We start from the raw sequence: 25,374 nt of genomic DNA on the forward strand, positions 1-25,374 counted from the left end.
TCCGCCCGGTCACTCGTCCTGTAAGCGGGACCAAGCGGATGGGAAGACATGGTGGAGCAGGCAGCCCCCGGTGTGGCGTCGGTGGTGGGGCAGGAGGTTCCCGGGGCAGGAGACGGCCGGCGGGGGCGTGTCCTCGCCGTGCTGGCCGTGGTGCTCGCCGGGGTGTTGGCGTTCCACCGGGGTGTGCCGAACGCCGTCGGGCGGGTCGGGAGTCTGCTGGAGTCCTTTCTGCCGTGGCTCGGCGTGATCGTCGTCCTGCTGCTGGCGCTCGCCCTGGTGCGGCGGTCCGCCGTCGCGCTGGTGGCGGTGCTGCTGCCCGTCGGTGTCTGGGTGCATCTCTTCGGTGGGCTGCTCCTGCCTGGGGCGGAAGGCGGCGGGCGGGAGCTCGTCGTCGTGCAGCACAACGTCAGCGACGAGAACCGTGATCCGGCGCCGACCGCCCGGGCGCTGATCGAGGCCGGGGGCGATCTCGTCGCACTGGAGGAGCTGGTGGTTCCGCAGCTGTCCGCGTACGAGAAGGCTCTCGCCGCCGACTATCCGCATCACGTCGTCCGGGGCACCGTCGGGCTCTGGTCCAAGTACCCGCTCACCGGGGAGCGGGTCGTCGACATCAAGCCGCCGAGCATCGCGGAAGGGTGGAGCCGTGGCCTCCGTGCCGTCGTCGATTCGCCGTACGGGGACGTCGCGGCGTACGTCGCCCATCTGCCCTCCGTCCGGGTCGGCCCGGGTGGGCTGGCGTCCGAACGGAGAGACACGAGCGCCGAGTTGCTCGGGCGTGCCATCGCCGCAGAAAGCGTCGATACGGTGATTCTGCTCGGGGATCTCAACGGGACCGTGGAGGACCGGGGGCTGGAGCCTCTCACCTCACGCCTGAACGTGGCGGAGCGCGGCTTCGCCTTCAGCTTCCCCGCCTCCCTCCCCGTGGCCCGGATCGATCAGGTCCTGGCGCGCTCCGCCACCGTCGACCACATCCGCACCCTGCCCGCCACCGGCAGCGACCATCTGCCCGTCGCCGCCCGCGTCGCCCTGGGGTGAGTGCGCGGCTCGAAGCGCGTCGGCCCGCCGTACCGCCTCGACGCGTTGCCTCCAGGTCATGTCCTCGGGGAAGTCGTACGTGTCCGTGTCGACCATCCAGCTCGCGTACGCCGCCGCCCTGCGGCACTCCACGCACAGCGTCTCGTCGCCCACCGGGCGGAAAACGTGCTCCTCCCCCTCCCCCGCGCAGGCGATCAGCTCCCTGACGGGCGGTGGGGGCGGCGGAGCCGGCAGCGGGGGCACCGGGCATTTCTGGATCAGGCGGTGGCGCAGGAAGCCCACCGCCGAGTGCACCCCTCCCTCGCGCCTGGCGGCCAGGAGCGCGTGCCGCACATCCTCTTCCGACAAGCCGCCCTCCAGCCACTTCACCGCCTCCGGCGCCAGCTCACGCGCCTCCCGCACCCCCAGCAGCAGGTCGCGGCGGGTGTGGCGCAGCGACAACAGCAGCCGTTCCGCCTTGGCCAGTCGGGAAGCGGGGTGGGGTGCCGGGGGGAGGTGAGGTACCGGGGGTGCGTGGGGTGCCGGGGTGGAGTCGGCTGCGGCGGGTGGGAGTTCGGGTGCCGGTGTCGGCTCCCGTGCCGGCTCCGGCTCCAGTTCCGGCTCCGGCCTCGGGTCCAGGTCCGGGTCCGGTTCCGGTTGCGGTTGCGATCGGTGCTGCTCCGGTCGTTCCGCTTCGGAGGGTGGGCGGGGAGTGGTCTCATCACTGTGGTCTTCCTCCGGTCCATAGCCACCGGCCGTCCGGGAAGTCGGTCCGCCGACCGTCGGATACCGCTTACTCGGCGGCGGCGGAGCGGCAGCCGCCACTCCCGGCGTGCGCCCGCCGTCCGGCTCCAGCGTCGCCCGTACGATCCTGGCCTCGGCGCTCGTCAGCGGCGTGTTCGTGAACAGCTGCTCCGTCACCCAGCGTCCGCCATCGGCCTGGGCCCGCCACTCGTGGACGTAGCCGTGCTCCACCAGTTGCTTCTTGGCCAGCTGGTACGTGCGGCCCTTGATCTCCAGTTTCCGTGCCAGCTCGCCGAGCGGACGGTCCGTGGCGGAGTCGGGGAGGCCCTGGACGTACAGGAGGAGGACTTTCGCATCGCTGTTCATCCGCCGGTCGCGTACGACCGTGTGCGGGGCTTTGGTCCAGCCCGACGAGGGCGCGATAACATGACGCAGCATTTCTAGTGGCTCTTTCCACTGGGGGTGTAAGGCCCTCGGGTGGGTGTTCGCGCACCTCCGGGGGCCGCCCTATGCCCGCCTACGTGCGCGCACAGAGCGTGATGTTGACGTCACGGTATCGCATGGTTTTGGCCTACAACGACGTCCGCGAAAAGTGCGCCCCCTCGCACCACCCGGTTCGCAACCGGACTACCGGTGTGCGCTGTTGCACCGGTCGACCCCTGCTACAGATCCGTGAGCCAGGCGTGCCCTGGGTGTACGCGGACGAGCAGCTCCGCCAAGGTCGCGCGCTGCGCTCGGGTCAGGTGCGGGACGGTCGCGTCGAAGTCCCTTTGATCTTTTGGGCGGGCGTGCTTGGCCTTGAACAGGAGCACGAGTTCGGGTGCCAGATACGGGATGCCGTTCTGGGTGTGGTGGACGATCTCGCGGTACGGGAGCCGGACCCCCTCGTCCCGCCGGCAGATCCAGGTGTCACCGTCGTGCGGTTCCCGGAACACGTCGAGCAGGTAGTTGCCGGTGGCCGGATCGCGGAGCCATGTCTGGTGAACGGCGGCCAGCGTCTCCGGCGAAGCGTCCTCCCAGATCCGGCCGCTGCCCGCCGCGTCGAAGACGTATCCGGGGAAGCGGCTGCGGACCTGGGGAAAGCCTGCCTCCGGAATCGCGATCTCGATGTCCCCGTGAACGCGCGTCTGCTCGCCCCGGAACAGGTCCAGCGCCCAGCCCGCGGCCACACACCAGGGCACGCCGACCCCGGCCAGCCGCTGCGCGACCTCGCTCGGAGTCCAGCTGGACGACCACCGGGCGTCGAGGGCCTCGATCTCGTCGGGTGACAGTTCGGTGCCGCCGCTCGGCACATGCTCGCTCATCGCAGGAAACTATCAGCGGCCGTACACACCCCGGCCCTGATGGATGAGCTCGCCGTTCAACCTCGGTACGGCGGAGACTTCGTCCGGCGCTCCCAGGGCCACGCCACCCATCTCGACTGTCGTGAGATCGAGGTTCCCCTGATACAGCACGTCCAAGTCGTCGAGGATCTCGATCACCGGCAGACTCCCGTCTCGTCATTCCCGGGTCTGGCGCAGAACGCCGGGTGCCGGACGCCCGTATGATCGCGTGCGGGATGGGGCTCGTAGCGCAGCGGTTGTCGCGCCTTCACCGCATGTGGGAGGACGCCGGTTCGAATCCGGCCGGCCCCATCCCGCCTCAAGCTACGCCGACAGGGACTGTGCGTGCCGCAACGCTCCTGCTGGTCCGCCGTCGCCCTCCGCGCTCAGTCGGCTAGCTCTCCTCCGCCAGCGCGGTCACCGCGTCGACCAGGCCCTCCCACGCCTGCCGCGTGTCGGCCGTGTCCGGGTGCCGGGTGCCGAAGACGTCGAGCGCGGCGGCCATGTCGTCCAGCGACCAACGGAGTTCGTAGTACGCGAGCAGCTCCGGGTCCGGGCGGTGGCCGGTGAGTTCGGCGTAGTGCGACAGGTCCTCCGGGGCGTCGGTGGCGAGCCAGAGGTCGCGCTCCGGCGGCGCGAGGGCGACGGTGTCCCAGTCGACCAGGAGGGTACGCCCTCCGGGGTCCAGGACGTTGCCGGGGTGGGGTTCGCCGTGGGTGACCACGGTCGCGGCGGTCGACGCGTCGGACATGAGCTGCGCCGTGCCGCTGTCGTAGCGCTCCAACGTCGACCGCAGGGCCGCAGAGTTGGCGGTCAGCAAGGCTCGGCAGCGTTGCGCGTACGGGCCCGCGTCCGCGCGGAAGCGCTGCGGGTCGGCCAGCGCCGCTCCGATCGCCGCGCGGCCCGGCAGCACCGGGGCATGGGACGGGGTCGTCAACGGGGCGCGCACGGCATGAAGTCGGGCCAGCCGCTCCACCAGCATCCCTCGCGCCCCGGATTCCAGCACCTGGCCGAAGTGGCCGGTGGGCGCGTCCACGTACGGGAAGACGCTCACGGCGTACGGGCCGGTCAGGCGGAGCAGCGTCTCGCCGCCGCCGGTGCGCAGCGGTGCCACCAACGCCGCGCCGTCGAGGGACGATTCGAGCGTCGCGGCCGTGTCCATGGCGCGGCTCAGGCCCGTCCACGCCTCGGCCGCGTCTCGACCGCAGTGCGGCTTGTGCGCGAGGTCGGCGACCGTGACGAAGGTCCGTCGGCCTTCCGCGTCGGCCGCGACCCAGTGGTGGTCGCCGAAGCCGACCGGGGCGTGGGTGAGCACGACGGGTTCGATGCCCCAGGCCCCGAGGGCGGCGGCCAGGACGGTTTCGTCGATATCGGTCGGACGGTCCTTCATACGGGCCACCGTAGTGGCCTTCCGGGCAGGGCCGGCTGGTCGACCTCCGCCCCCTTACACGCTTTGTACACGCTCTCATCACAATTCCGCTTCGCTTCCGACATGCCCCTGATGTACGCCCGGCCGCGCTGCGAACATCGGCTGCTCCACAGCACAGCGTTCGGCCTTGGGGGCAACACATGCAGACGAGGAAGCAGTCACGGCGGCCCGGGCGCGGGTTCCTCCGCATACGGATATCGGCCGGAGCGGGCGCGCTCGCGCTGCTCCTGACGGGGTGCGGAGGCGATGACGGCAACGCGGACGACCAGGGCGGGAAGGCCGCCGCGTCGGCCGGTTCTGCGGCCTCCGTGGATCGGGCGCTGGCGCTCATGGACGACGAGCAGACCATGGACGCGGGCAACAGCCTGGACGTGGACGTCCTCGACAACGACTCCGTCACCCTGGAGAACGGGGACCGGGCCGCGCTGCTCCACACGTACGATCCCGCCGAGCTGACCCTGAGCATCGACACCGAGCCCGCCCACGGTTCCGCATCGGTGTCCGGGACCACGGTCACGTACACCGCCGGGGACGGGTACGCCGGCGAGGACAAGCTCACGTACGAGGTCGTCGTGAAGGGCGCCGAGGTCCCCGCCGCCACCGCGGTCGTCCGCATCACCGTCACCGCCGCCCCCGAAACGACTCCGACTCCCGCCTCGAACGCCTCGAACTCCACCCCGGAGGCGGCGGACCCGAAAGACCCGGCGCCCGCGTACTACAAGAACTGCGACGCCGCCCGCGCCGCAGGGGCCGCCCCCGTCGAGGAGGGCGATCCCGGCTACGCACCCCACCTGGACCGCGACGGCGACGGCGTGGGCTGCGAGCCGTGGGGCGAGTCCTCCTCCGCCTCTTCCGCCTCCTCCGCCGACGGAAACGGTACGAGTGGTGGGGGTGGTGGCGGCAGCGTCTCCTACGCGAACTGCACCGCCGTACGGAACGCCGGGGCCGCCCCCATCCGGGCCGGAGACCCCGGCTACGGGCGGCACTTGGACCGTGACGGGGACGGCGTCGGCTGCGAGTGAGCCTCGATGCCCGCGCGGGGGCGTGAGGCGGGCGGGCGGGCGGACCGGGGTGCGCCGGTGTGCCCGCCCGGACCCGCCGGGCCCCGAGCGTCAGGCCCCGCCGGGCCCCACATGACCCGACCGACCCCGTGTCAGGCCCCGCTCGGACTCGCCCCCGCCCGGACCCGTCAGCAGCCACCAGCTCCTGTCAGACGAACTGGTCGAATCCCATCTTGGCCACCATGCCGGTGACCACGAGCACCAGAACGACCCGCACGAATCCGGATCCCCTCTTCATCGCGGTGCGCGATCCGATCATCGCGCCGACGATGTTGCCCACCGCCATTCCCAGGCCGAGAGCCCACAGGACGTTCCCCTGCCAGGCGAAGACCGCCAGGGCTCCCAGATTGGAGGAGGCGTTGATCACCTTCGCCATGGCCGCGCTCTCCAGGAACTGGGTAGCGAGGAGCGTGGTGAAGGAGATGATGAGGAAGGTGCCGACGCCGGGCCCGAAGACCCCGTCGTAGAAGCCGATGCCGACGCCCGCGACGAGGATCGCGGCGTTGCGGCGGCGCGGGGTGACGACGATGGTCCGCTGCTGGACCCCGAAGTCGGGCCGGAAGGCCACGAAGAGCGCCACCGTGATGAGCAGGCCCATGATGACGGGCCGGAAGTAGCTCGTGGGAACGCTCGACGCGGACAGGGCGCCCAACGCGCCGAAGGGGATCGCCAGTGCTGCCGCCGGCAGGAGGACCGAGCGGTCCAGTTCGGTGCGCCGCTGGTACATGTACGCGGCGGTCGCGGTGCCCATGACCGACGCGATCTTGTTCGTGCCGAGCGCCACCGCGGGCGAGTACGTGGGGAAGGCCAGCAGCAGTACCGGGATGAGCAGCACCCCGCCACCGCCGACCACCGCGTCCACCCAGCCCGCCGCGGTCGCGGCGGCGAGCAGGCCGAGCACTTCGTACAGGTCCACTCTTCCCTCCCTCGCTCACGTGACATGGCCCCGGCCCTCGCGGAGCGGCCGGGGGATCCGGCCGGGCGGGGCGGAGGGTCTCGCACGTTCTCGTGTTCCGGCGGGGCCGTCGGAGCCGGCCGGCGGATCCGGTGGGACTCGTGGGCCCGGTGGGACTCATAGGCCCGGTGGGGCTCGTAGGCCCGGTGGGACTCGCAGGACCGGCGGGACTCGCAGGACCGGCGGGACTCGCAGGACCGGCGGGACTCGCAGGACCGGCGGGACCGGTGGTTCCTGTCAGCGGTAGTCGTCCGGGTGGTCCTGCATCCACGTGTTGATGCCGTCACGGGTGCCGACGATCTCGGAGAAGTACTTCTCCAGGTGTGCCTCGGACCGGTCGTCGCCCAGCGTGTCGAACAGGACCTTCATGTCGGCGAGCGGCTGCTTGAAGTGGCCGGGGCCCTTGTCGTCGGCCCGCATCGCCTCGTCCAGCTCGGTGAGTTCCCGGGTGACCCGGCCGAGGAAGTAGGCGCAGTCACCCGCGCCCGGGGTGCAGGTGTCGTCGAGCGTCGCCTGGAGTGTCGCGAAGGCGCTGCGGACCAGTTCGGGGCCGGGCGTGGCCACGGCGTTGGGCTCCTCCGCGGCGGCCTCCCGCTCGGCCTGGTCGGCCGCCTGTTCCACGGACGCGGCCGGGACGTCCCCACCGGGGCCGCCGCTGGACGCCTGGGTACAGGACACCAGCGCCGCGGCCATGACCGCGGCAAGTACCCCTCCACGCCAACCGGTTCGGGCCGGACGGTAAGCGCCACCACGGTCATTCGGGCCGGCGGCGGTGCGGGCAGCGTTGCGGAACGGCATGAGACCCCCCTCGTGCGAAGAGTCCAGACCCTACCCGGCCCGCACAGGGCACCGCGGGCGGCCCGCCCTCACACGGGCAACCCCGCGATCAGCGGTATCAGTTACGCGAGGAAGGCCGCCATCTCCCCGTACACCGCAGCCGTGTTGTCCAGGTGGGCGTCGTGGCCGGCCTTCGGGATCACGCCGATCCGCGTCCCGGGGCGCCGGGCCCGCATCCGATCCGCCTCGTCCGCCTTCATCGAGCCATTTTCGCCCCGCAGCACGAGTACCGGGCAGCGCACCTCGTCCCATTCGTCCCAGTAGTGCCGGTGCGCGTTCTCCTGGACGGTGGCGACCATCACGTCCCGGTCGACCCGGGGGTGCAGCCCGCCGGGGCCCGGCACCAGCCCCGCCGCCCAGGCCCGGCCCGCGGGCCCGCCGCCGAAGAACGCCTCGGCCGCCCCCGCGTCCGGGAACGGAACCGGCCACGCGTCGAGCCAGTCACCTATCTGTTCCGGCAGTCGAGGACTCGGCCCGGCCGGGCCCGCCTCGATCAGGACCAGCGCGCGGCACGCCTCCGGGTGCGCAGCCGCCGTCAGCAGCGCGGTGAGGCCGCCCATCGACTGGCCGACCAGCACCGTGTCCTCCCCCGCCAGTCCGAACCGGTGCGCGACCGCGAGGACATCGCGGACGTGCGCCGCCCGCGTCACGTCCCCCGGCCGGCGGGTGCTCGCCCCGCTGCCCCGGGCGTCGAAGGCGATCACCCGGTGCGTGGACGCGAACCGGGCCGCCAGCGCCGCCCACTCGCCGGAGTGACCGGCCAGGCCGTGCAACAGGAGGAGGGGCGGGCCCGCGCCTCCGTGGTCGGTGCAGGAGAGGCGTACGGGGCCGGTTCCGCCCGCCGCTTCGCCGTCCTCGACCGTCACCGTCGTCGTGACCGCTCCCACCCGACACTCCTGTCTCTTCCTGTCGCTTCCCCGGCCTGCTTCGTACTGCCCGGCCACGGTCCGGCCGTACTGCCCACCCGCCCGGCCCGCCCGGCGGCACCGTCGCCCCGAACGCTAACCTCGGGCGGAGTGGCCAACCACAGGTATACCGAGGGCTCCCAGGAAGCGATGGTGGCGGCGATGGCGAAGAGGGCGATGGTGAGGATTCCGGCAGCGGCAGTGGCGGCGAGCGGGCTCGTCGGAGGCTACGGCGTCGCCCGGTGGACCAGGAAGCGGCCGCTCGGCGGCGTCGCGCTCGCCGCCGCCGGGTCCCTCGCCGCGTACGAGTGGCACCGCCAGGCCGGGCCCCGGGCCGCCGCCGGGCTGACCGTCGCCTACGTGGCCGCCTTCGCCGGATCGCACCCGCTCGCCAAGAAGGTCGGCGCCTGGCCCGCCGTCTTCGCCGTCGCGGGCGGTGTGGCCGCCGCATCCTGGGCCGTCACCCGGCGCGGCGCGAACGACTGAGCCGCTCGTCGGCCCGCCCTCACCGACGAGGGCGGGCCGACGGAACGCTCGGCCACCCGACCGCTCAGCCGCTCAGCGCGTGCGACACCGTGTAGATCGCCAGGCCCGCCAGCGCGCCGACCACCGTGCCGTTGATCCGGATGAACTGGAGGTCGCGGCCGATGTGCGCCTCGATCTTCTTCGAGGTCTGGTCCGCGTCCCAGCCGGCCACCGTCTCGCTGATCAGCGAGGTGATCTCCGCGCGGTACGTCGTCACGACGTACACCGCGGCGTCCTCCAGCCAGCCGTCCAGCTTGCCCTGGAGCCGTTCGTCGCTCGACAGCCGCGCTCCCAGCGACATCAGCGAGGCGCGTGCCCGCAGCCGCAGTTCGCTGCGCTCGTCCTCCGCCGCCGAGAGGATCATCGTGCGTACGGAGGACCAGGCCGAGGCGATGACGTCCTGTACCTCACTGCGGCCCAGGATCTCCGACTTCAGCCGCTCCACCCGCGCCCGGGTGTCGGCGTCGCCCTGGAGGTCGGACGCGAAGTCGGTCAGGAACGTGTCGATGGAGCCGCGCGCCGGGTGCTCCGGCATGTCCCGCATCTCCGTGACGAACCGCAGCAGTTCCTTGTAGACCCGCTCCCCCACCCGCTTGTCGACGAACCGCGGGGTCCAGCCGGGGGCTCCGCCCTGCACCGCGTTCATCACCGAGTCGCCGTGCTCCACCAGCCAGTCGTGCGCCCGGACACAGACGAGGTCGACGACCTTGCGGTGGCCGCCGTCCGTGACGACCTTCTCCAGCATCTTGCCGAGGCCCGGGCCGACCTCCGCCGCGTCCGCCCGCCGGGTGATGGCCTCGCCGACCACCGCCTGCACATCGGAATCCCGAAGGACCGTGAGCGCACCGCGCAGGGCCGTCGCCAGCTCGGCGGTGACCCGGTCGGCGTGGGCCGGCTCCGCGAGCCACACACCGAGCCTCCGGCCGACCCCGAGAGCGTGAATTCGGTCACGAATGACCTCTCCGGAGAGAAAGTTCTCGCCGACGAAGGAACCGAGTGACTGTCCCAGCTGATCCTTCTTGGTGGGGATGATGGCTGTGTGCGGAATGGGCAGGCCGAGCGGGCGCCGGAAGAGCGCCGTGACGGCGAACCAGTCCGCCAACGCACCCACCATCCCCGCCTCGGCAGCCGCCGCGACGTAGCCCGGCCAGCCCTCCACGCCTGAGTTCTTCGCCCAGGTGGCCAGGACGTAGACGAGCGCGACGAGCAGAAGGAGGCCGGTGGCCGTGAGTTTCATGCGCCGTACGCCGCGCTGTTTCTCCTCGTCGGCGGCGGTGTACGCGAACGAGGCCAGCGGGCCCGCACCCGGCGCCTGTGCCTGCCCCGGCGCCTGTGCCTGTCCCGGCCCCTGTTCCTGTCCCTGTGCAGGCGGCAGCGCCGCACGCTCCGATCGCTCCGACTTCTGCACCGCGTCCTCGCCCTGCTCCTGCTCGCCGGATCCGGTCCGTTCCATCCGCTCCACCCGTCCGCGTGCGCCTCGCCCCCGTGACGTACGCATTGTCCCTACCTCCCCTACTCCCGGGCCGCACGTCGAGTTCCCGACGGCCTGTCGCATCATGGGACCAGCACGATCACCACAAGGAGAAACACCTCACATGCCCAGTCGCCAGGGGTATGCCCTGCTCATCGCCCTAGTGGCGGGCACAGCCGTACTCGCCGCCGCCGTCGCCCTCGGCACGACGCTGCTCTCCGGCCACCGGTCGACACCGCTCCCGCCCGCCGAGACCCAGGCGGCGGCCCGCAACCCGGTCGACCCCGCGACCTCGGGCGGCAGGTGGGTCACCACCTGGGCCGCCGCGCCCGTCCGCGCCGAACCGGGCACCGAGAACGGGCTCCCCGGGCGCACCATCCGTAACGTCGTGCACACCAGCATCGGCGGGGAGGTGGCCCGGATAACCCTGTCGAACCTCTTCGGCACGGGCCCCCTGGTCGTCGACCAGGCCAGCGTCAACACCCGGCCCGTGACCTTCAAGGGCTCCGCCGCCGTCACCGTCGCGGCAGGCGGACAGGTCATCAGCGACCCGGTCGTGGTGCCCGTGGCCCCCGACTCCGACCTCCAGGTCGGCTTCCGCACCCCGCGGGCGGGCGGGCCGGTCACCTACCACCCCCACACCCACCAGACCTCCTACCTGATCGACGAGCGCGGCACCTGGAGCACCACCCACTGGCGCTACCTGACCGCCGTGGACGTCCGCAGCGAGAGCGCGCGCGGCGCGATCGTCGCCCTCGGGGACTCGCTGACCGCGGGCAGCGGCTCCACCACCGACGCCAACGCGCGCTGGACCGATGTCCTCGCCGACCGGCTGCGCGGCCGGTACGGAGTCGCCAACGCGGGCATCGCGGGCAACCGGGTCGTGGGCATCGGCCGCGGCACCGGGGGCCAGTCGGGCACCGACCGGCTCGACCGCGACGTCCTGGCGGTCGCCGGGGCCCGGACGGTCGTCGTGGCGCTCGGCATCAACGACGTACAGCAGCGTCCCCAGGAGGCCGACCCCCAGCGGATCGTGGACAGCCTGCGCGCCCTCACCGACCGGGCGCACGCTCGCGGGCTCACCGTCGTCGGCGCGACGCTGACCCCGTTCGAGGGCTTCGCCACCTGGACGCCCCAGCGCAACGCCGTGCGCCAGGCCGTCAACCAGCAGATCCGGGCGGGCACGGTCTTCGACGCGTACGTGGACTTCGACGCGGCGGTGCGCGACCCCGCCGCACCGAACCGGATCCTCGCCCCCTATGACTCCGGTGACCATCTGCACCTCAACGACGACGGGTACCGCGCGCTCGGTGACCGGCTGGACCTGAAGGTCCTGGACCGGGCCGGCGCACCCCGGTCCGACGCACTGTGAGGCGCTGAGGGGTCAGCCGGGCCCCGGCCCGCAGCCCTCGGCCGCCGGCCGTCGGCCGCTCAGAGTTGCTTGCGGCCGTCGTCCGGACCGCCGTCCGGGCCCTCCAGCTCGCGCCGGCGGCGCGCCTCCCGTTCGGCCTCCTTCGCCTCCTTCAGCCGGCGGCGCTCCGCCTTCGTCCGCTTGCGGTCCACGCCGACGCCGCCCATCAGGGCGAAGCCGGTGATCCGCACGTACGGGGCGTCCGGGACGGGCTCGCCCTCCTCGTGGGAGCCCTCCCCGAAGCCGCCCATGATGCCGACGCCCCTGACATCGACGTTCAGCTCGGGCGGCGCGGTCACATGGATGCCGCCCATGATGGTGATGCAGCGGATGACGGTCTCGCGGTCCTCGAAGTGCGCCTCGCGCAGATCGATCTCGCCGCCGCCCCACATCGCGAACGCGGTGAACATCCGGCCGACCGTCCAGCGGCCCTTCCGGTTGAACCCGCCCCACAGGGCGAACGCCCCCTTCGAGGTGGCGTTGCCGCCGATCCTCGCGGGCCAGTTCGCCGCGGAGCCCCGCAGCGGGGCGGGCGCGGACGAGCCGACCGGAGCGACCACCGAGCCCGGTGCCGGAAGGTCCTGGACCAGCGGCTCCAACTCCCTGTGCGTGCGGGCCTTGTAGGCCGTTTCGAGGCGCTGGTCGAACTCGTCCATGTCCAGCCGGCCCTCGGCCACGGCCTCGCGCAGCAGTTCCGCGATCCGCTCACGCTCGGTGTCGGAGGCGCGCATGTCCGGACTCTCACTTGTCATACCGCGCAGCCTATTGAACGCACCCGTCCCCGGCACAGCCATACAGCCCCATGACCTGCGCGCGCCGCTCCGGCGGAGTGTCCGTCGCGCCGCCCCGAGTGGGGGTGCCCGTCACGGCGCGGACTCGTACATCCTGGCGATCACGGCCTCGATGTCCGGTTCCCGTACCGACAGGTCGACCAGCGGGTAGTCCGCGGCGATCCGCGCCACCAGCGGGGCCGCCGACGCGGTGGCGGGGAACGCCAGCCACTGGCGCGGGCCCTCCACCTTGACCGCCCGCAGGGCCGGCCCGCCGTCCGCCCCCTCCGGTTCCAGGACGATCGGGGGGAGTTCGCTCTCCAGGTCCACCACGAGCATGCGTTCGCTCTCCCCCACCTCGTGGAGACCCGCCAGCGAACCGTCGTACATCAGACGGCCGTGGTCGATCACCATCACCCGGTTGCACAACTGCTCGATGTCGGTGAGGTCGTGGGTCGTCAGCAGGACCGTCGTCCCGCGCTCGGTGTTCAACTCCTTCAGGAACTGCCGCACCTTGGCCTTGGAGATCACATCGAGGCCGATCGTCGGCTCGTCCAGGTAGAGCACCTCCGGATCGTGCAGCAACGCCGCCGCGATGTCGCCGCGCATCCGCTGCCCCAGCGAGAGCTGCCGCACGGGGACGTCCAACAGCGGCCCCAGGTCGAGGAGTTCGACGCAGCGGTCCAGGTTCTCCCGGTAACGGCGGTCGGGGATCCGGTACATGCGGTGCATCAGCCGGTACGAGTCGCGCAGCGGCAGGTCCCACCAGAGGGTGGTCCGCTGGCCGAAGACGACACCGATGCGGTGGGCCAGGCGCGTACGTTCGCGGGAGGGATCGATGCCGGCGACCCGCAGCCGGCCGCCGCTCGGGGTGAGGATGCCCGTCAGCATCTTGATCGTGGTCGACTTCCCGGCCCCGTTCGGGCCGATGTAGCCGACCATCTCGCCGCGGGCCACCCGGAAGCTGATCCCGTCCACCGCCCGCACCTCGCGGCGCTCGCGGCGCAGCAGTCCGGTGCGGCGGCGGACCTGGAAGACCTTCTCGACGCCGTCGAGAGTGATGAAGCCGTCGCCGACGCCGTCCCTGCCCGTGGGCGTAGTCGTACCCGTGGGCGTAGTCGTGCCGGTGGGCGTAGTCGTGCCCGTGGGCGCGCTCGTGCCCACACCCGTGCCTGTGCCCACACCCGTGCCTGCGCCCACACCCGTGCCTGTGCCCACACCCGTGCCTGTGCCCACACCCGTGCCTGTGCCCGTGCCGTCACCCATGCCCGTACCCTCCTCCGTGATCGTTCCCGCTCAACTGCCCGTGCTCCGGTACGCCCGCAGCCCCGCCCGCCACGCGACCCCCGCCAGCCCCCAGCAGGCCACCGCCACCAGCGGCGGCAGGAACGCCACCCACTCCGGCAGGTCGACCGGGTACTCCCGGTCCAGCACGTACAGCGCGGGCAGCCAGCTGACGAAGGCCAGCGGGACCACGAACGTCACCCCGCGCACGAGGTCCTTCGCGAAGATCGTGGGCGGGTACTGGAGCAGCGTCGTCCCGCCGTACGTGAAGGAGTTCTGCACCTCCGAGGCGTCCTGCGCGACGAACTGGAAGGCCGCCCCCGCGACGAAGACCGCGCCGAAGATCGCCGCACCGCTCACCACCATCATCGGCAGCATCAGCACCTTCAGCGGCGTCCACGCGATGTCCAGCGAGACCAGCGCGTAGCCGAGGACCAGCAGCCCCTGCGTGATCCGCCCCAGCCGGCGCAGCGCGAACCGGTCCGCCGCGACCTGGGCCAGCACCGGGACCGGCCGCACCAGCAGGGTGTCGAACGTTCCGTCCCGGACCCGGCGGCCCACCCGGTCCATCGAACCCAGCAGCAGGTCGCACAGCCCGAACGCGGTGGCCGACACGCCGTACAGCAGGGCGATCTCCTGCAACGTGTAGCCGCCCAGGGCGTCGACGTGCGAGAACATCAGCAGGATCGTCACGAAGTCGAAGGCCGTCACCGCGAAGTCCCCGAACACCGTCATGGCGAACGAGGCCCGGTACGCCATCGTCGAGCGCACCCACATCGCCATGATCAGCCCGTACGCCCGCACGCCCTCCAACAGCCGGGGCCGCTCCGGGAAGGGGAACGCCTCCGGCACCTCCGGCGCCCCGGCCTTCTCCTCCGTCCGCACCACGCTCTCAGCCACCCTGCACCACCACCCTCCTGGTCGCCGCGGTCTGGAGCAGCCGGCCCGCCAGCAGCAGCACCACCGCCCAGCCGCCCTGGAACGCGTACGCCTCCACCAGCCCCCACCCCGTGTGCTTGCCGAGGAACACATCGGCCGGGACCTGGAGCAGCGAGGACCACGGCAGCGCCCGCGCCACCTCCCCCAGCAGTCCGGGGAACAGGTTCAACGGCAGCAGCATCCCGGAGAAGAACAGCCCGGCCAGCGACACGATCCGCATCGCGCCCGCCCCGTCCATCAGCCAGAACGCCGACATCGCGACCAGAAAGCGCAGCGCGAAGCTGACGACCACGCCGAGGAACACCGAGACGAAGAACGCCGGCCAGGTCCACGGCGATCCCGGGAGCGCCAGGTCGAAGGCGAGCGCCCCGAGGAACATCGGCACGACACCGCGCCCCAGCAGATGGAACGCCGCCCGGCCCAGGTCGCCCGCCATCCACCACAGCTGGAGGTCGGCGGGACGGTACAGATCGACGGCGATGTCCCCCGTACGGATACGCTCCGTCAGCTCGTCCTCGAAGCCGCCGCCCATCATGGCGCAGGCCATCAGCAGGGCCTGCCCGAGCCAGACGTAGGTCAGCGCCTCGGACGTGTCGTACCCGCCGAGCTGCGGACGTACGTCCCACAGCGCGATGTACGTGTACGCCACGATGAAGCCGAAGACCGTGTTGGTGAACACCCCCGCGGCCGTGGCCGTCCGGTAGGTGGCGTAGCGCCGGAACGCACCCCCCGCCACCAACGCGTAGAGCCGCACGTCGTCCCCTCTTCCCCGGCACCACCGGCTCCCGACACCAAAGCGCCCGAGCTTAGTGCAGACGCCCCGGCCCCAGCGACCGGGTTTTCGTGACCGGGTTTCCGTGACCGCGTCTTCGTGACACCGGTGACGACAGTGACGACAGTGACGACAGTGACGACCGGTGGAGGGAACGAACCAGGGAGAACCGAAGGTTTCATCACAAAACGGGCACTATGGGAGAACTGACCACGCCCGAGGAGCCCCACGGACATGAGCGACGAGTCACAGCACTGGGCCCCCCGCGACCCCTCGGGCGCGGCGGCCGCACCCGGGAGCCACCGGGGAGAGCCGCCGGGGAACAGCGGAAAGAACCGGAAGAACGGCAGGAAGCGGCGCACCGGCTGGCGTCGCGCCGTCCCCACCTGGCGGATGGCCCTCGGGACCGTCCTGGGCCTCGGGCTCCTCCTCGTCGGGGGGTTCGTCGCCGGATACCAGCTCGTCGACATCCCGGCCGCCAACGCCGCGGCCACCGCCCAGTCCAACGTCTACCTCTACAACGACGGCAGCGTCATCGCCCGGGACGGCGATGTGAACCGCGAGAAGGTCAAGCTCTCCCAGGTCCCCGCGACCGTCCAGCACGCGGTACTGGCCGCCGAGGACCGCAACTTCTACTCCGACCACGCCGTGGACGTGAAGGCGATGGTCCGGGCCGGCTGGAACACCGTGACCGGCAAGGGCAAACAGGGCGGCTCGACCATCACCCAGCAGTACGTGAAGAACTACTACCTCGGCCAGGAGCGGACCGTCCTGCGCAAGGCCAAGGAGTTCTTCATCGCGGTCAAGCTCGACCGCGAGAAGACCAAGGACCAGATCTTCCAGGGCTACCTCAACACCAGCTACTTCGGGCGCAACGCCTACGGCGTCCAGGCCGCCGCACAGGCGTACTACAGCAAGAACGTCGAGGACCTCACCACCGCCGAGGGCGCCTACCTCGCCTCCCTCCTGAACGCCCCCAGCGCCTACGACGTCGTCGCCCACCCCGACAACGAACCCGCCGCCCGGCACCGCTGGAACTACGTCCTGGACGGCATGGTCAAGGAGGGCTGGCTCGATGCGGCCGAACGGACCACGACGGAGTTCCCCACCCCCGGCGAGGCCAGACCGTCGACCGGGCTCTCGGGGCAGCGCGGCTACATCGTGCAGGCCGTCGAGGACCACCTCGACCGGCGCGGCATCCTCGACGGGAAGACCCTCGCCACCGGCGGCTACCGCATCACCACGACCCTCGACAAGGCCAAGCAGGAAGCCCTCGTCAAGGCCGTCGACGCCAACGTGGTGTCCAGGACCAACGCCGCACGTGAGGCCGACCGCAACGTCCGCGTCGGCGGGGCCTCGATCGTCCCCGACACCGGCGAGGTCGTCGCCCTGTACGGCGGCGTCGACTACACGAAGCAGTACGTCAGCAACGCGACCCGCCGCGACTACCAGGTCGGCTCGATCTTCAAGCCGTTCGTCCTCACCGCCGCCTTCGTCAACGACTCCACCACCCAGGACGGCCGGCGCATCACGCCCAACACCGTCTACGACGGCTCCAACAAACGCATGGTCGTCGGCGTGCGGGGCCCGACCGACTACGCCCCCGCCAACGAGGACGACGTCGACCACGGCGACATCACCGTGCGCACCGCCACCGACAAGTCGGTCAACTCCGTCTACGCGCAGATGGCCCAGGACGTCGGCCCCGGAAAGGTCCGGGACACCGCGGTCGCCCTCGGCGTCCCCACCGACACCCCCGACCTCACCGCCTCCCCCTCCATCGCGCTCGGCACCGCCAACGCCAGCGTCCTGGACATGACCGAGGCGTACGCCACCCTCGCCGACCACGGCCGGCACGGCCGTCACGTCCTCGTCGAGAAGGTCACCAAGGACGGCGCGGAGATCGAGCTGCCCGAGCGCACGACCGACCAGGCCGTCAGCCGCGAGGCCGCCGACACCACCACCGCCGTGCTGCGCGGCGTCGTGGAGGGCGGCACCGGCACGGCGGCCCAGGCCGTGGGCCGCCCCGCCGCGGGCAAGACCGGCACGGCGGAGGAGGACCGGGCCGCCTGGTTCGCCGGATACACCCCGGACCTCGCGACCGTCGTCGCCGTGATGGGACAGAACCCGAAGACGGGCGCCCAGACCTCGCTGTACGGAGCCCTCGGCCTGCCCCGCGTCAACGGCGGCGGCGCACCGGCCGAGACCTGGGCCGCCTACACGGAAGCCGCGCTGCGCTCCTCCCCCGCCCAGGATTTCGACCTGGAGACGGCCCCCGGCTCCGACGAGGAGGACGAACCCCCGGCCGACGAGGACCACGACGGCAGCACGGACCCGTCCTCCTCGTCAGAACCCACCACCGGCCCCTCCGGCACCGCGGAGAGCAACCCGGCCGGCAGCAGCCCGCCCACGTCCGGCACGGACACCGGCGGATCGAACAGCGGAACGCACGGCACCGCCGGCGCCAACGGCGGCTCCGGGGGAACAGGGAGCACCGGCGGCACCGGCGGTGACGGCGACACGGGAGGGAACGGTGACAGCGGGGGCGGCTGAGGCTTCGTCGACGGGTTCGCGCCCCCGGCCCCGGAGGCCCCGGGTGTGACCGGGAGCCACCGGAACCCGTACGTCGTCAGTGCCCGGAGGTCGCCTTCAGGCCGACCACGGCCACCAGCAGCAGACAGACGAAGAAGATCCGGGCAGCGGTCGCCGGCTCGTTCAGCGCGACCATGCCCACGATCGCCGCACCGGCCGCACCGATGCCGACCCACACGCCGTACGCCGTACCGATCGGCAGCGTCTTCGCCGCATGGGACAGCAACACCATGCTCGCCACGATCCCGAGGCCGGTGAACACGCTCGGCCACAACCGGGTGAACCCCTCGGTGTACTTCATCCCGATCGACCAGCCCACTTCGAGCACACCGGCAATGATCAACAGGACCCACGCCATGACTGGCACCTCCGACGACGAACCACGTGAACAGAAACGGGTGCGTCGTCTTTGCGAGCCCGGTACGGCGCGTCTCGTCGGGGTGGTCCCACCGTAGCAAAAAACGGGGAAAGGGCCTGGTGACACCGGTCACCAGGCCCCGAACAGCCACGGGCCGCAGGGGCCCCCACCGGTACGGAGCGCTACAGGTACAACCCGGTCGAATCCACCGAACCCTCGAACCGGTCGGCGGCCACCGCGTGCAGATCACGCTCCCGCATCAGAACGTACGCCACGCCCCGCACCTCGACCTCGGCACGGTCCTCGGGGTCGTACAGCACCCGGTCGCCGGGCTCCACCGTCCGCACGTTCTGCCCGACCGCGACGACGACGGCCCAGGCCAGACGCCGGCCCACCGCGGCCGTCGCCGGAATCAGGATGCCGCCGCCGGAGCGCCGCTCGCCCTCGGACGCGTCGTTCCGCACCAGCACCCGGTCGTGCAGCATCCGGATGGGCAGCTTGTCGTCTTCGGCGGAGCCGGTGGCGCCGCGATGGCCCTCGTGGGTGTTGTCGCTCACGCCCGCAACCTACCTGCCGGGCCCCGGACCGTACGCCTCCGGGTGCCGAACGCCACCGGGCGCGTACCGACCGCCGCCGGTCACCTGCGCCGACGCCTGGACACGGTGAGCAGCCCGACCACACCGACCACCAGCAGAGCCGCGGGAATCACCCGCTCCAGCCGCGGGGACCCGTCCTCCGCGACGAACTGCGCCTTCACCTCCGACACCGAACGGTTCACCGCGACGAAGGCCCGGCCGGCCGTCCGGTCCACGGACTGGGCCGCCTTCGCCTTGGCGTCTCCGATGATCGTCTTCGGGTGTACCCGCACCCCGATCTCGTCGAGCACCACAGCGAGCTGCTCGCGCCTGCTGATGATGTCCGCCTCGATCTGCGCAGGGGTCCTGGCATCCGACACTGCGCCGCCTCCGTGGTCGTCGTCCGGTGAACCTTCGTGAACCTTCATCGACAGTCTGTCAGCTCGAACCCCCGCACACCCGTCGGCACCCCTATTACCCTCGGTCCCGTCCGACCCGCGCACCACCCGAGGAGAACCACATGAGCGAGCGACTGAAGCCCGGCGACACCGCCCCCGCCTTCACCCTTCCCGACGCCGACGGCAACGAGGTGTCGCTCGCGGACCACAAGGGCCGCAAGGTCATCGTGTACTTCTACCCGGCCGCGCTTACCCCCGGATGCACCAAGCAGGCCTGTGACTTCACGGACAACCTCGACCTCCTGACGAGCGCCGGGTACGACGTCATCGGCGTCTCCCCCGACAAGCCGGAGAAGCTCGCGAAGTTCCGCGACACGGAGAACCTCAAGGTCACCCTGGTGGGCGACCCGGCCAAGGAAACTTTGGAGGCCTACGGCGCCTTCGGCGAGAAGAAGCTCTACGGCAAAGTGGTGACCGGCGTGATCCGTTCCACCGTCGTCGTCGGCGAGGACGGCACGATCGAGCACGCGTTCTACAACGTGAAGGCGACCGGCCACGTAGCCAAGATCATCAGGGATCTGGGCATCTGACACCCGCCGCCCGGGGCGCCGGCGGCCCCGGGCCACCCCTCGCACGATTCCCCCGATTCCGACCGGCGGCCGGCCGGAGAACGTGTTCAGATCATGTGAGGGAGATCGCATCGGCCCACGAAGTCGGTTTGCGACCGCCATGACTGCGCAGAAGCTTTTCCTGGAACACACTCCGAGGAAAGGACCCGGCCATGGCGGCCTCCGACCCCCACCAGGCGGCCGACCCCGAAGCGGTCAAACGCCACCCCACGCTCTTCCGGGCCATCCGGAAACGGCGGAATCCGCGGCTGCGCCGGACGGACATCACGGTCACGGACGACGCGGCGGTCAAGCGGGCCGTGAAAGCCGCCTCCCTGGGTAACGCCATGGAGTGGTTCGACTTCGGGATCTACTCCTACCTGGCCGTGACGATCGGACACGTGTTCTTCCCGTCCGGGAACGAGACCACGCAGCTCCTCTCCTCCTTCGCGACCTTCGCGGTGGCCTTCCTCGTACGGCCGCTCGGCGGCATGTTCTTCGGCCCGATGGGCGACAAGGTCGGCCGCAAGAAGGTCCTCGCGCTGACGATGATCCTGATGGCCGTCGGCACGTTCGCGATCGGCCTGATCCCCTCGCACGACACGATCGGCGTCTGGGCCGCGGTCCTCCTGATCTTCTTCCGGATGCTCCAGGGCTTCTCGACCGGCGGCGAGTACGGCGGCGCCTCGACGTTCATCGCCGAGTACGCCCCCGACAAACGACGCGGCTTCTTCGGCAGCTTCCTGGAGTTCGGGACCCTGGCCGGCTACGTCGGCGCGGCGGGCCTCGTGACGGCCCTGTACGCCCTCCTGAACGACGCGCAGATGGAGGCCTGGGGGTGGCGGATCCCGTTCCTCGTCGCGGGCCCGCTGGGCCTGGTCGGCCTCTACCTGCGACTGCGCCTGGACGAGACCCCGGCCTTCCAGAAGCTGGAGGGCGGCACGGCACACGCGAGCGAGGCGGCGGACGGCGTCGAGTCCACGGCCAAGGGCGACCTGGCGAAGATCTTCCGGCAGCACTGGCGGACGCTGGTCCTCTGCATCTGCCTGGTCGGCGCGTACAACATCACCGACTACATGCTGCTGTCGTACATGCCGACGTACCTCTCCGACGAGCTGGGCTACAGCGAGACGCACGGTCTGCTGATCCTGCTGGCGGTGATGGTGTTCCTCATGACGATCATCGCCCAGATCGGCAGGCTCTCCGACCGCTTCGGCCGCAAACCGCTGCTGATGACCGGAATGCTGGGATTCCTCTTCCTCTCCCTGCCCGCGTTCCTCCTCATCCGGATCGACGGCATCTTCCCGATCACGGTCGGCATGCTGATGCTGGGCCTCTCCCTGGTCTGCATGCTCGGCACCATGTCGGCGGCGCTCCCGGCCCTGTTCCCGACGAACGTCCGCTACGGGTCCCTGTCGGTCGGCTACAACCTCTCCGCGTCGATCTTCGGCGGCACGACCCCGCTGGTGATCACGGCCCTGATCAGCTGGAGCGGCTCCAACCTGATGCCCGCGTACTACGCGATGGCGGCGGCCCTGGTGGGCCTGATCGCGGTCGCCTGCATGAAGGAGACGGCCCAGCAGCCGCTGATCGGCTCCCCGCCGTCGGTCGAGACGGACGAGGAGGCGGCGGAGCTGGTCCAGGCACAGGCGCCGGACCCGAAGTTCTGACCCGCTCCCTCCCGGCCCTCCCCTCGGAGGAACGGCCCGCACCGCTCGCGCCGAGCGGTGCGGGCCGTTCCGTGTTCTCACCGGATTCCGGGCGTGACTGTCCGATAAGCGGTTCGTTACTCCGTACGAGGCTGCGAACGGGCGGCCGGGACGGAGGGAACATGAGGTCGGTTCGCTACTCGCGTGAGCTTCTGGAAGAAGCGGCGCGTATGACGACGAACGCGACGGACGCGGTGCGGTGGTGCGGTGGTACACCAACGCCCGGCAGTCGGCGCTATCTGCGCAAGAAAATGTCGGATATGGACATAGACATCTCGCACTTCGTCACCACGTGGGTTCGCCACACGGAGGAGACGCTCCGCGAGCTGTCCGCCCTCTCCACGAGCGTGGCCGAAGTCGTGCGCCGGTTGGGCATCAGTCCGGTCGGCGGCAACCAGGCGCACATCGGCCGCCGCATCGCCGCCCTGCGGATCGATACTTCGCACTTCACTCCGGTGGATCCCAGCCGGCGCAGGACCAAGACCGCGCAAGCAACCTCCTTGACGCTCCGCGCTCCGTCGGACGGCAGAATCCCCGGTGAGCGACTGCGACGAGATCTCGTCCGCACGGGAGTTGCACACGCGTGCGTCGAATGCGGCAACGTTGGGGAGTGGCTGGGGCAACCGCTCCGGCTCGAAGTGGACCATGTCAACGGTGACTGGTGGGACAACCGGCCGGAGAACCTCCGCCTCCTTTGCCCCAACTGCCACGCGGTGACAGATACTTACCGTGGCCGCAGGCGCAGGAGGGCGGCGTGAGCGCCACGTACCCTCGTGACCTGCTGGAGCGTAGCGCCGCAACGTCGAGCAGCCTCGTCGACGTCCTGCGCCGCCTCGGGGCACCCATGGGCAGCCGATCGCTCCGTTACGTACGCGACCGGCTCACGCACTACGGCATCGACACGTCTCACTTCGTCGAGGAGAGCCTCCCGGCCCGAGAGCGCGTCCAGTATCCACGCGAGCTCCTCGCGGAAGCCGCTGCCAGCTCGCACAGCGTCAGAGAGATGTTCACGTACATGGGCCTGCCGCCGAGCGACAGCCCGTACGGTTACGTGCGCGAGAGGTTGGACCGGTTCGGCATCGACACCTCTCACTTCACCAGCGGACGCCGGTACGGAAGGCCCTCCACACCGCGTACCGCACTGATCGAAGCGGTTGCCGCGTCCCGCAGTCTGGCCGGAGTCCTGAAGACCCTGGGGCTGGGCAGCAACGGCACTGCTCGCGCTCGCGTGAAGCGGGACATCGAAACGTACGGGTTGTCCATAGCTCATTTCACCGGCCAGGGTCACGCTCGCGGGGCCCGCTCCCCGAACCGCAAGTCCGCGACGGAGATACTTCGGCGTCTGGACACCGGAGCGACCCGGACGAAAACGGCTCAGCTACGACGAGCCCTGGATGACCTCGGAGTTCCGCACGTCTGCGCGGAGTGCGGCACCGGAGACACCTGGCGGAGCAGGCGGCTCGTCCTGGAGATTGACCACATCAACAGCGACCGGCTCGACAATCGCCGCGAGAACCTCCGCTACCTGTGCCCCTCGTGCCACAGTCAGACGCAATCCTTCTCGAAGTCGCGCAAGGCCGCACAGTAGAGTAGTTCTCGCGGGTCCGTACCCCAGCTGGCCAAGAGGGCGCCGGTTTAGGTCCGGTGTGTCGTGGGTTCGAGTCCCACCGGGCCCACAGGTGCGGGGCGGTTGCCACCTTCCTTTCGAAGGAGACAACCGCCCGCCTCTGTTGTCACCCCGCCAACTCCCGCACCACCGGCACCAACGCCCGGAAGGCCTTCCCCCGGTGGCTGATCGCGTTCTTCTCCGCCGGGGTCAGCTCCGCGCACGTGCGGGTCTCGCCCTCCGGCTGGAGGATCGGGTCGTAGCCGAAGCCGCCCGTGCCGGACGGGGTGTGGCGCAGGGTGCCGTTCAGGCGGCCCTCGACCACGCGTTCCGTGCCGTCGGGGAGGGCCAGGGCGGCGGCGCAGGCGAAGTAGGCGCCGCGGTGTTCGTCGGCGATGTCGCCGAGTTGGGCCAGGAGCAGGTTCAGGTTGGCCGTGTCGTCGCCGTGGGTGCCGGACCAGCGGGCGGAGAAGATGCCGGGGGCGCCGCCGAGGACGTCCACGCAGAGGCCCGAGTCGTCGGCGACGGCGGGGAGGCCGGTGGCGCTCGCCAGGGCGTGGGCCTTGAGGAGCGCGTTCTCGGCGAAGGTGACGCCGGTTTCCTTGACGTCGGGGATGTCGGGGTACGCGTCCGCGCCGACGAGGTCGAGGTCGAGTCCCGCGTCGGCGAGGATGGCGTGGAGTTCGGTGATTTTCCCGGCGTTGCGGGTGGCAAGGATCAGGCGCTTCATGGGGCGATTATCGCCCCGGGCGGCCTGGGGGGGGGCGTGCCGCCCTCTGCCCGGGCCGGACCGCCCGGTCGCGCCCCGGGCCGCCCGGGCCCTGGCGTCTACGGGCTGCAGACCTTGCCGATCTCCGTGGCCGCGTCCGTCACCGGGGTGATGTCGGGGGTGGCGTCGCCGGCCTCGATGGACTTGCGGACGCCGGTGACGCCTGCCTGGAGGTCGTCGACGGCCTTGGAGAGGTCGGCGTCGTCCGTGGAGTCGTCGAGCTTCTTCAGTTCGCGGTCGATCTCGTCCAGGGACTCGGAGGCCTGGGTGATGTCCTCGGAGGCGTTGGAGACGGCCTTCTGGAGGTTGCCGACGCTGGTGGCGATGGCGTCGGCGGTGCGGACGCAGTCGAGCGCCTTGTCGAGTCCTGCGCAGCCCACGGCCGTGGTCAGGGTCAGCAGGGTGGCGGCGGTGGCGAGTGCGAGGCGTTGGTGACGGCGCGATGCCATGGTTCGGTCCCTCCCCGGGGATCGTTACGTGGACGGACGCACGGTTCGACCCGTGCGCCCGTATCCGTAACGACGCTGTGTGGTGCGCGTTTGGTTGCTTCTTTACCCGCGGGGGGCGGGTCGCTACGCGTCCTGGGTGCGGGCGAGCGCGTCGCGCTGGAGTGCGGCGAGGTCGACGCAGCCGACGGTGGCGAGGTCGAGGAGCGCGCCGAGTTCCTTGCGGTCGAAGGGCGCTCCCTCGGCAGTGCCCTGGACCTCGACGAAGCGGCCGTCCCCGGTGCAGACGACGTTCATGTCGGTCTCGGCGCGGACGTCCTCCTCGTAGCAGAGGTCGAGGAGCGGGGTGCCGTCGACGATGCCGACGCTGATGGCGGCGACGGTGTCGGTGAGCGGCTTGCGGCCGGCCTTGACGATCTTCTTGCCCTGGGCCCAGGCGACGGCGTCGGCGAGGGCGACATAGGCGCCGGTGATGGCGGCCGTACGGGTGCCGCCGTCGGCCTGGAGGACGTCGCAGTCCAGGACGACGGTGTTCTCGCCGAGGGCCTTGTAGTCGATGACGGCGCGCAGGGAACGGCCGATCAGGCGGCTGATCTCGTGGGTGCGTCCGCCGATCTTGCCGCGTACGGCTTCGCGGTCGCCGCGGGTGTTGGTGGAGCGGGGCAGCATGGAGTACTCGGCGGTGACCCAGCCTTCGCCGCTGCCCTTGCGCCAGCGCGGGACGCCTTCGGTGACGGAGGCGGTGCAGAAGACTTTGGTGTCGCCGAAGGAGATGAGGACTGAGCCCTCGGCGTGCTTGCTCCAGCCGCGTTCGATGGTGACGGGGCGGAGCTGTTCGGGGGTGCGGCCGTCGATGCGAGACATGGGCCCGACC

General features: G+C 71.1%; 26 protein-coding genes, 2 tRNA genes and 1 riboswitch. Of the genes, 11 read left to right on the top strand and 17 right to left on the bottom strand.

Annotated elements, in window-relative coordinates:
• Nucleotides 1-48: 48 nt before the first annotated feature.
• Nucleotides 49-1,035: an endonuclease/exonuclease/phosphatase family protein gene (locus ACH4RG_RS16800; protein WP_398539740.1), complete on the top strand. Its 987-nt coding sequence runs from the start codon at nucleotides 49-51 to the stop codon at nucleotides 1,033-1,035.
• 1,385 nt (nucleotides 1,036-2,420) lie between these two features.
• On the opposite strand, the gene ACH4RG_RS16805 is transcribed toward ACH4RG_RS16800, so the two are convergent.
• Together ACH4RG_RS16805 and ACH4RG_RS16810 are read right to left on the bottom strand one after the other, a co-directional pair.
• The gene (locus tag ACH4RG_RS16805) at nucleotides 2,421-3,062 is read right to left on the bottom strand and encodes a nucleotidyltransferase domain-containing protein (RefSeq protein ID WP_398160494.1); all 642 of its coding nucleotides are present in this window, start codon (nucleotides 3,060-3,062) and stop codon (nucleotides 2,421-2,423) included.
• A 12-nt stretch (nucleotides 3,063-3,074) separates the two neighbouring features.
• Nucleotides 3,075-3,239: a hypothetical protein gene (locus tag ACH4RG_RS16810; protein WP_397927940.1), complete on the bottom strand. Its 165-nt coding sequence runs from the start codon at nucleotides 3,237-3,239 to the stop codon at nucleotides 3,075-3,077.
• A 79-nt stretch (nucleotides 3,240-3,318) separates the two neighbouring features.
• On the opposite strand from ACH4RG_RS16810, the gene ACH4RG_RS16815 reads away from it, so the two are divergent.
• Nucleotides 3,319-3,392 (top strand) — tRNA-Ala (locus tag ACH4RG_RS16815).
• Between the two features lie 82 nt (nucleotides 3,393-3,474).
• Here the strand turns inward: ACH4RG_RS16815 and ACH4RG_RS16820 are convergent.
• Complete coding sequence (locus tag ACH4RG_RS16820; RefSeq protein WP_398539741.1) at nucleotides 3,475-4,470, bottom strand: phosphotransferase family protein; 996 nt, start codon at nucleotides 4,468-4,470, stop codon at nucleotides 3,475-3,477.
• 179 nt (nucleotides 4,471-4,649) lie between these two features.
• On the opposite strand from ACH4RG_RS16820, the gene ACH4RG_RS16825 reads away from it, so the two are divergent.
• Nucleotides 4,650-5,531 carry an excalibur calcium-binding domain-containing protein gene (locus ACH4RG_RS16825; protein ID WP_398160490.1) on the top strand — a complete coding sequence of 294 codons (882 nt, stop codon included), beginning with the start codon at nucleotides 4,650-4,652 and terminating at the stop codon, nucleotides 5,529-5,531.
• A gap of 187 nt (nucleotides 5,532-5,718) precedes the next feature.
• Here ACH4RG_RS16825 and ACH4RG_RS16830 read toward each other — a convergent pair whose 3' ends face one another.
• The 3 genes from ACH4RG_RS16830 to ACH4RG_RS16840 all read right to left on the bottom strand — a co-directional run bounded on the left by ACH4RG_RS16830 (nucleotide 5,719) and on the right by ACH4RG_RS16840 (nucleotide 8,249).
• A complete protein-coding gene (locus ACH4RG_RS16830; RefSeq protein WP_397917087.1) occupies nucleotides 5,719-6,486 on the bottom strand; it encodes a sulfite exporter TauE/SafE family protein in 768 nt (255 codons plus the stop codon).
• Between the two features lie 276 nt (nucleotides 6,487-6,762).
• Nucleotides 6,763-7,218 (bottom strand): hypothetical protein, encoded by a 456-nt coding sequence (locus ACH4RG_RS16835; RefSeq protein ID WP_398160488.1) that lies wholly within the window; start codon nucleotides 7,216-7,218, stop codon nucleotides 6,763-6,765.
• A 206-nt stretch (nucleotides 7,219-7,424) separates the two neighbouring features.
• A complete protein-coding gene (locus ACH4RG_RS16840) occupies nucleotides 7,425-8,249 on the bottom strand; it encodes an alpha/beta fold hydrolase (RefSeq protein WP_398539742.1) in 825 nt (274 codons plus the stop codon).
• Between the two features lie 195 nt (nucleotides 8,250-8,444).
• On the opposite strand from ACH4RG_RS16840, the gene ACH4RG_RS16845 reads away from it, so the two are divergent.
• Nucleotides 8,445-8,753 carry a hypothetical protein gene (locus ACH4RG_RS16845; RefSeq protein WP_397917250.1) on the top strand — a complete coding sequence of 103 codons (309 nt, stop codon included), beginning with the start codon at nucleotides 8,445-8,447 and terminating at the stop codon, nucleotides 8,751-8,753.
• A 64-nt stretch (nucleotides 8,754-8,817) separates the two neighbouring features.
• Here ACH4RG_RS16845 and ACH4RG_RS16850 read toward each other — a convergent pair whose 3' ends face one another.
• Entirely contained in the window at nucleotides 8,818-10,245 is a 1,428-nt protein-coding gene (locus ACH4RG_RS16850; protein ID WP_398539743.1) for a DUF445 domain-containing protein, read from the bottom strand.
• A gap of 142 nt (nucleotides 10,246-10,387) precedes the next feature.
• Between ACH4RG_RS16850 and ACH4RG_RS16855 the strand changes: the two genes are divergently transcribed.
• Complete coding sequence (locus ACH4RG_RS16855; RefSeq protein ID WP_397917091.1) at nucleotides 10,388-11,635, top strand: SGNH/GDSL hydrolase family protein; 1,248 nt, start codon at nucleotides 10,388-10,390, stop codon at nucleotides 11,633-11,635.
• 59 nt (nucleotides 11,636-11,694) lie between these two features.
• On the opposite strand, the gene ACH4RG_RS16860 is transcribed toward ACH4RG_RS16855, so the two are convergent.
• From ACH4RG_RS16860 to ACH4RG_RS16875, 4 genes are all read right to left on the bottom strand, one after another.
• Nucleotides 11,695-12,405, bottom strand: a complete 711-nt coding sequence (locus tag ACH4RG_RS16860; protein WP_397928176.1) for a DUF1707 domain-containing protein — start codon at nucleotides 12,403-12,405, stop codon at nucleotides 11,695-11,697.
• 132 nt (nucleotides 12,406-12,537) lie between these two features.
• Nucleotides 12,538-13,710 carry an ATP-binding cassette domain-containing protein gene (locus ACH4RG_RS16865; RefSeq protein WP_398539744.1) on the bottom strand — a complete coding sequence of 391 codons (1,173 nt, stop codon included), beginning with the start codon at nucleotides 13,708-13,710 and terminating at the stop codon, nucleotides 12,538-12,540.
• Between the two features lie 30 nt (nucleotides 13,711-13,740).
• Complete coding sequence (locus ACH4RG_RS16870) at nucleotides 13,741-14,628, bottom strand: ABC transporter permease (RefSeq protein WP_397917093.1); 888 nt, start codon at nucleotides 14,626-14,628, stop codon at nucleotides 13,741-13,743.
• Nucleotides 14,621-15,421 (bottom strand): ABC transporter permease, encoded by an 801-nt coding sequence (locus tag ACH4RG_RS16875; protein ID WP_397917094.1) that lies wholly within the window; start codon nucleotides 15,419-15,421, stop codon nucleotides 14,621-14,623. The genes ACH4RG_RS16870 and ACH4RG_RS16875 overlap by 8 nt, the downstream gene beginning before the upstream one ends.
• A gap of 252 nt (nucleotides 15,422-15,673) precedes the next feature.
• On the opposite strand from ACH4RG_RS16875, the gene ACH4RG_RS16880 reads away from it, so the two are divergent.
• Nucleotides 15,674-17,992 carry a transglycosylase domain-containing protein gene (locus ACH4RG_RS16880; RefSeq protein ID WP_398539745.1) on the top strand — a complete coding sequence of 773 codons (2,319 nt, stop codon included), beginning with the start codon at nucleotides 15,674-15,676 and terminating at the stop codon, nucleotides 17,990-17,992.
• 76 nt (nucleotides 17,993-18,068) lie between these two features.
• Here ACH4RG_RS16880 and ACH4RG_RS16885 read toward each other — a convergent pair whose 3' ends face one another.
• From ACH4RG_RS16885 to ACH4RG_RS16895, 3 genes are all read right to left on the bottom strand, one after another.
• Nucleotides 18,069-18,389, bottom strand: a complete 321-nt coding sequence (locus tag ACH4RG_RS16885) for a multidrug efflux SMR transporter (protein WP_073801016.1) — start codon at nucleotides 18,387-18,389, stop codon at nucleotides 18,069-18,071.
• 39 nt (nucleotides 18,390-18,428) lie between these two features.
• Nucleotides 18,429-18,487, bottom strand: a riboswitch (guanidine-III (ykkC-III) riboswitch).
• Between the two features lie 84 nt (nucleotides 18,488-18,571).
• Nucleotides 18,572-18,946 carry a co-chaperone GroES gene (locus ACH4RG_RS16890; RefSeq protein ID WP_257138866.1) on the bottom strand — a complete coding sequence of 125 codons (375 nt, stop codon included), beginning with the start codon at nucleotides 18,944-18,946 and terminating at the stop codon, nucleotides 18,572-18,574.
• Between the two features lie 80 nt (nucleotides 18,947-19,026).
• On the bottom strand, nucleotides 19,027-19,344 hold the full coding sequence (locus tag ACH4RG_RS16895; protein WP_018958501.1) for a DUF3618 domain-containing protein: 318 nt from the start codon (nucleotides 19,342-19,344) through the stop codon (nucleotides 19,027-19,029).
• 140 nt (nucleotides 19,345-19,484) lie between these two features.
• Here ACH4RG_RS16895 and bcp point away from each other — a divergent pair, with 140 nt between their 5' ends.
• The 5 genes from bcp (at nucleotide 19,485) to ACH4RG_RS16920 (ending at nucleotide 23,355) form a co-directional block, all read left to right on the top strand.
• Nucleotides 19,485-19,952: a thioredoxin-dependent thiol peroxidase gene (gene bcp, locus ACH4RG_RS16900; protein ID WP_397917096.1), complete on the top strand. Its 468-nt coding sequence runs from the start codon at nucleotides 19,485-19,487 to the stop codon at nucleotides 19,950-19,952.
• Between the two features lie 191 nt (nucleotides 19,953-20,143).
• Nucleotides 20,144-21,640, top strand: coding sequence for a glycine betaine/L-proline transporter ProP (gene proP, locus ACH4RG_RS16905; protein ID WP_398539746.1), 1,497 nt, complete (start codon nucleotides 20,144-20,146; stop codon nucleotides 21,638-21,640).
• A 161-nt stretch (nucleotides 21,641-21,801) separates the two neighbouring features.
• Nucleotides 21,802-22,437, top strand: coding sequence for an HNH endonuclease (locus ACH4RG_RS16910; RefSeq protein ID WP_397927929.1), 636 nt, complete (start codon nucleotides 21,802-21,804; stop codon nucleotides 22,435-22,437).
• Nucleotides 22,434-23,267, top strand: a complete 834-nt coding sequence (locus ACH4RG_RS16915; RefSeq protein WP_398539747.1) for an HNH endonuclease — start codon at nucleotides 22,434-22,436, stop codon at nucleotides 23,265-23,267. Before ACH4RG_RS16910 ends, ACH4RG_RS16915 begins: the two co-directional genes overlap by 4 nt.
• Before the next feature lie 12 nt (nucleotides 23,268-23,279).
• Nucleotides 23,280-23,355: transfer RNA gene (locus ACH4RG_RS16920), tRNA-Leu, on the top strand.
• Nucleotides 23,356-23,412: 57 nt separating this feature from the next.
• Here the strand turns inward: ACH4RG_RS16920 and rdgB are convergent.
• From rdgB to rph, 3 genes are all read right to left on the bottom strand, one after another.
• Nucleotides 23,413-24,015, bottom strand: a complete 603-nt coding sequence (rdgB, locus tag ACH4RG_RS16925; protein WP_265601365.1) for an RdgB/HAM1 family non-canonical purine NTP pyrophosphatase — start codon at nucleotides 24,013-24,015, stop codon at nucleotides 23,413-23,415.
• A gap of 98 nt (nucleotides 24,016-24,113) precedes the next feature.
• Complete coding sequence (locus tag ACH4RG_RS16930) at nucleotides 24,114-24,503, bottom strand: hypothetical protein (RefSeq protein WP_398539748.1); 390 nt, start codon at nucleotides 24,501-24,503, stop codon at nucleotides 24,114-24,116.
• Between the two features lie 123 nt (nucleotides 24,504-24,626).
• Nucleotides 24,627-25,364: a ribonuclease PH gene (gene rph / locus ACH4RG_RS16935; protein ID WP_397927925.1), complete on the bottom strand. Its 738-nt coding sequence runs from the start codon at nucleotides 25,362-25,364 to the stop codon at nucleotides 24,627-24,629.
• Nucleotides 25,365-25,374: the final 10 nt, after the last annotated feature.

The sequence above is a fragment of the Streptomyces sp. NPDC021019 genome (assembly GCF_044333295.1).
Lineage (GTDB): Bacteria > Actinomycetota > Actinomycetes > Streptomycetales > Streptomycetaceae > Streptomyces.

Excerpts from the sequence above, each read along its gene's own strand:
- ACH4RG_RS16865 (WP_398539744.1), bottom strand. The coding sequence starts at position 13,710 with ATGGGTGACGGCACGGGCACAGGCACGGGTGTGGGCACAGGCACGGGT.
- ACH4RG_RS16885 (WP_073801016.1), bottom strand. The coding sequence starts at position 18,389 with ATGGCGTGGGTCCTGTTGATCATTGCCGGTGTGCTCGAAGTGGGCTGG.
- ACH4RG_RS16880 (WP_398539745.1), top strand. The coding sequence starts at position 15,674 with ATGAGCGACGAGTCACAGCACTGGGCCCCCCGCGACCCCTCGGGCGCG.
- ACH4RG_RS16835 (WP_398160488.1), bottom strand. The coding sequence starts at position 7,218 with ATGGCCGCGGCGCTGGTGTCCTGTACCCAGGCGTCCAGCGGCGGCCCC.
- ACH4RG_RS16850 (WP_398539743.1), bottom strand. The coding sequence starts at position 10,245 with ATGGAACGGACCGGATCCGGCGAGCAGGAGCAGGGCGAGGACGCGGTG.
- rdgB (WP_265601365.1), bottom strand. The coding sequence starts at position 24,015 with ATGAAGCGCCTGATCCTTGCCACCCGCAACGCCGGGAAAATCACCGAA.
- ACH4RG_RS16910 (WP_397927929.1), top strand. The coding sequence starts at position 21,802 with ATGAGGTCGGTTCGCTACTCGCGTGAGCTTCTGGAAGAAGCGGCGCGT.
- proP (WP_398539746.1), top strand. The coding sequence starts at position 20,144 with ATGGCGGCCTCCGACCCCCACCAGGCGGCCGACCCCGAAGCGGTCAAA.
- rph (WP_397927925.1), bottom strand. The coding sequence starts at position 25,364 with ATGTCTCGCATCGACGGCCGCACCCCCGAACAGCTCCGCCCCGTCACC.
- bcp (WP_397917096.1), top strand. The coding sequence starts at position 19,485 with ATGAGCGAGCGACTGAAGCCCGGCGACACCGCCCCCGCCTTCACCCTT.
- ACH4RG_RS16845 (WP_397917250.1), top strand. The coding sequence starts at position 8,445 with ATGGTGAGGATTCCGGCAGCGGCAGTGGCGGCGAGCGGGCTCGTCGGA.
- ACH4RG_RS16805 (WP_398160494.1), bottom strand. The coding sequence starts at position 3,062 with ATGAGCGAGCATGTGCCGAGCGGCGGCACCGAACTGTCACCCGACGAG.
- ACH4RG_RS16800 (WP_398539740.1), top strand. The coding sequence starts at position 49 with ATGGTGGAGCAGGCAGCCCCCGGTGTGGCGTCGGTGGTGGGGCAGGAG.
- ACH4RG_RS16930 (WP_398539748.1), bottom strand. The coding sequence starts at position 24,503 with ATGGCATCGCGCCGTCACCAACGCCTCGCACTCGCCACCGCCGCCACC.
- ACH4RG_RS16860 (WP_397928176.1), bottom strand. The coding sequence starts at position 12,405 with ATGCGCGCCTCCGACACCGAGCGTGAGCGGATCGCGGAACTGCTGCGC.
- ACH4RG_RS16855 (WP_397917091.1), top strand. The coding sequence starts at position 10,388 with ATGCCCAGTCGCCAGGGGTATGCCCTGCTCATCGCCCTAGTGGCGGGC.
- ACH4RG_RS16825 (WP_398160490.1), top strand. The coding sequence starts at position 4,650 with ATGCAGACGAGGAAGCAGTCACGGCGGCCCGGGCGCGGGTTCCTCCGC.
- ACH4RG_RS16820 (WP_398539741.1), bottom strand. The coding sequence starts at position 4,470 with ATGAAGGACCGTCCGACCGATATCGACGAAACCGTCCTGGCCGCCGCC.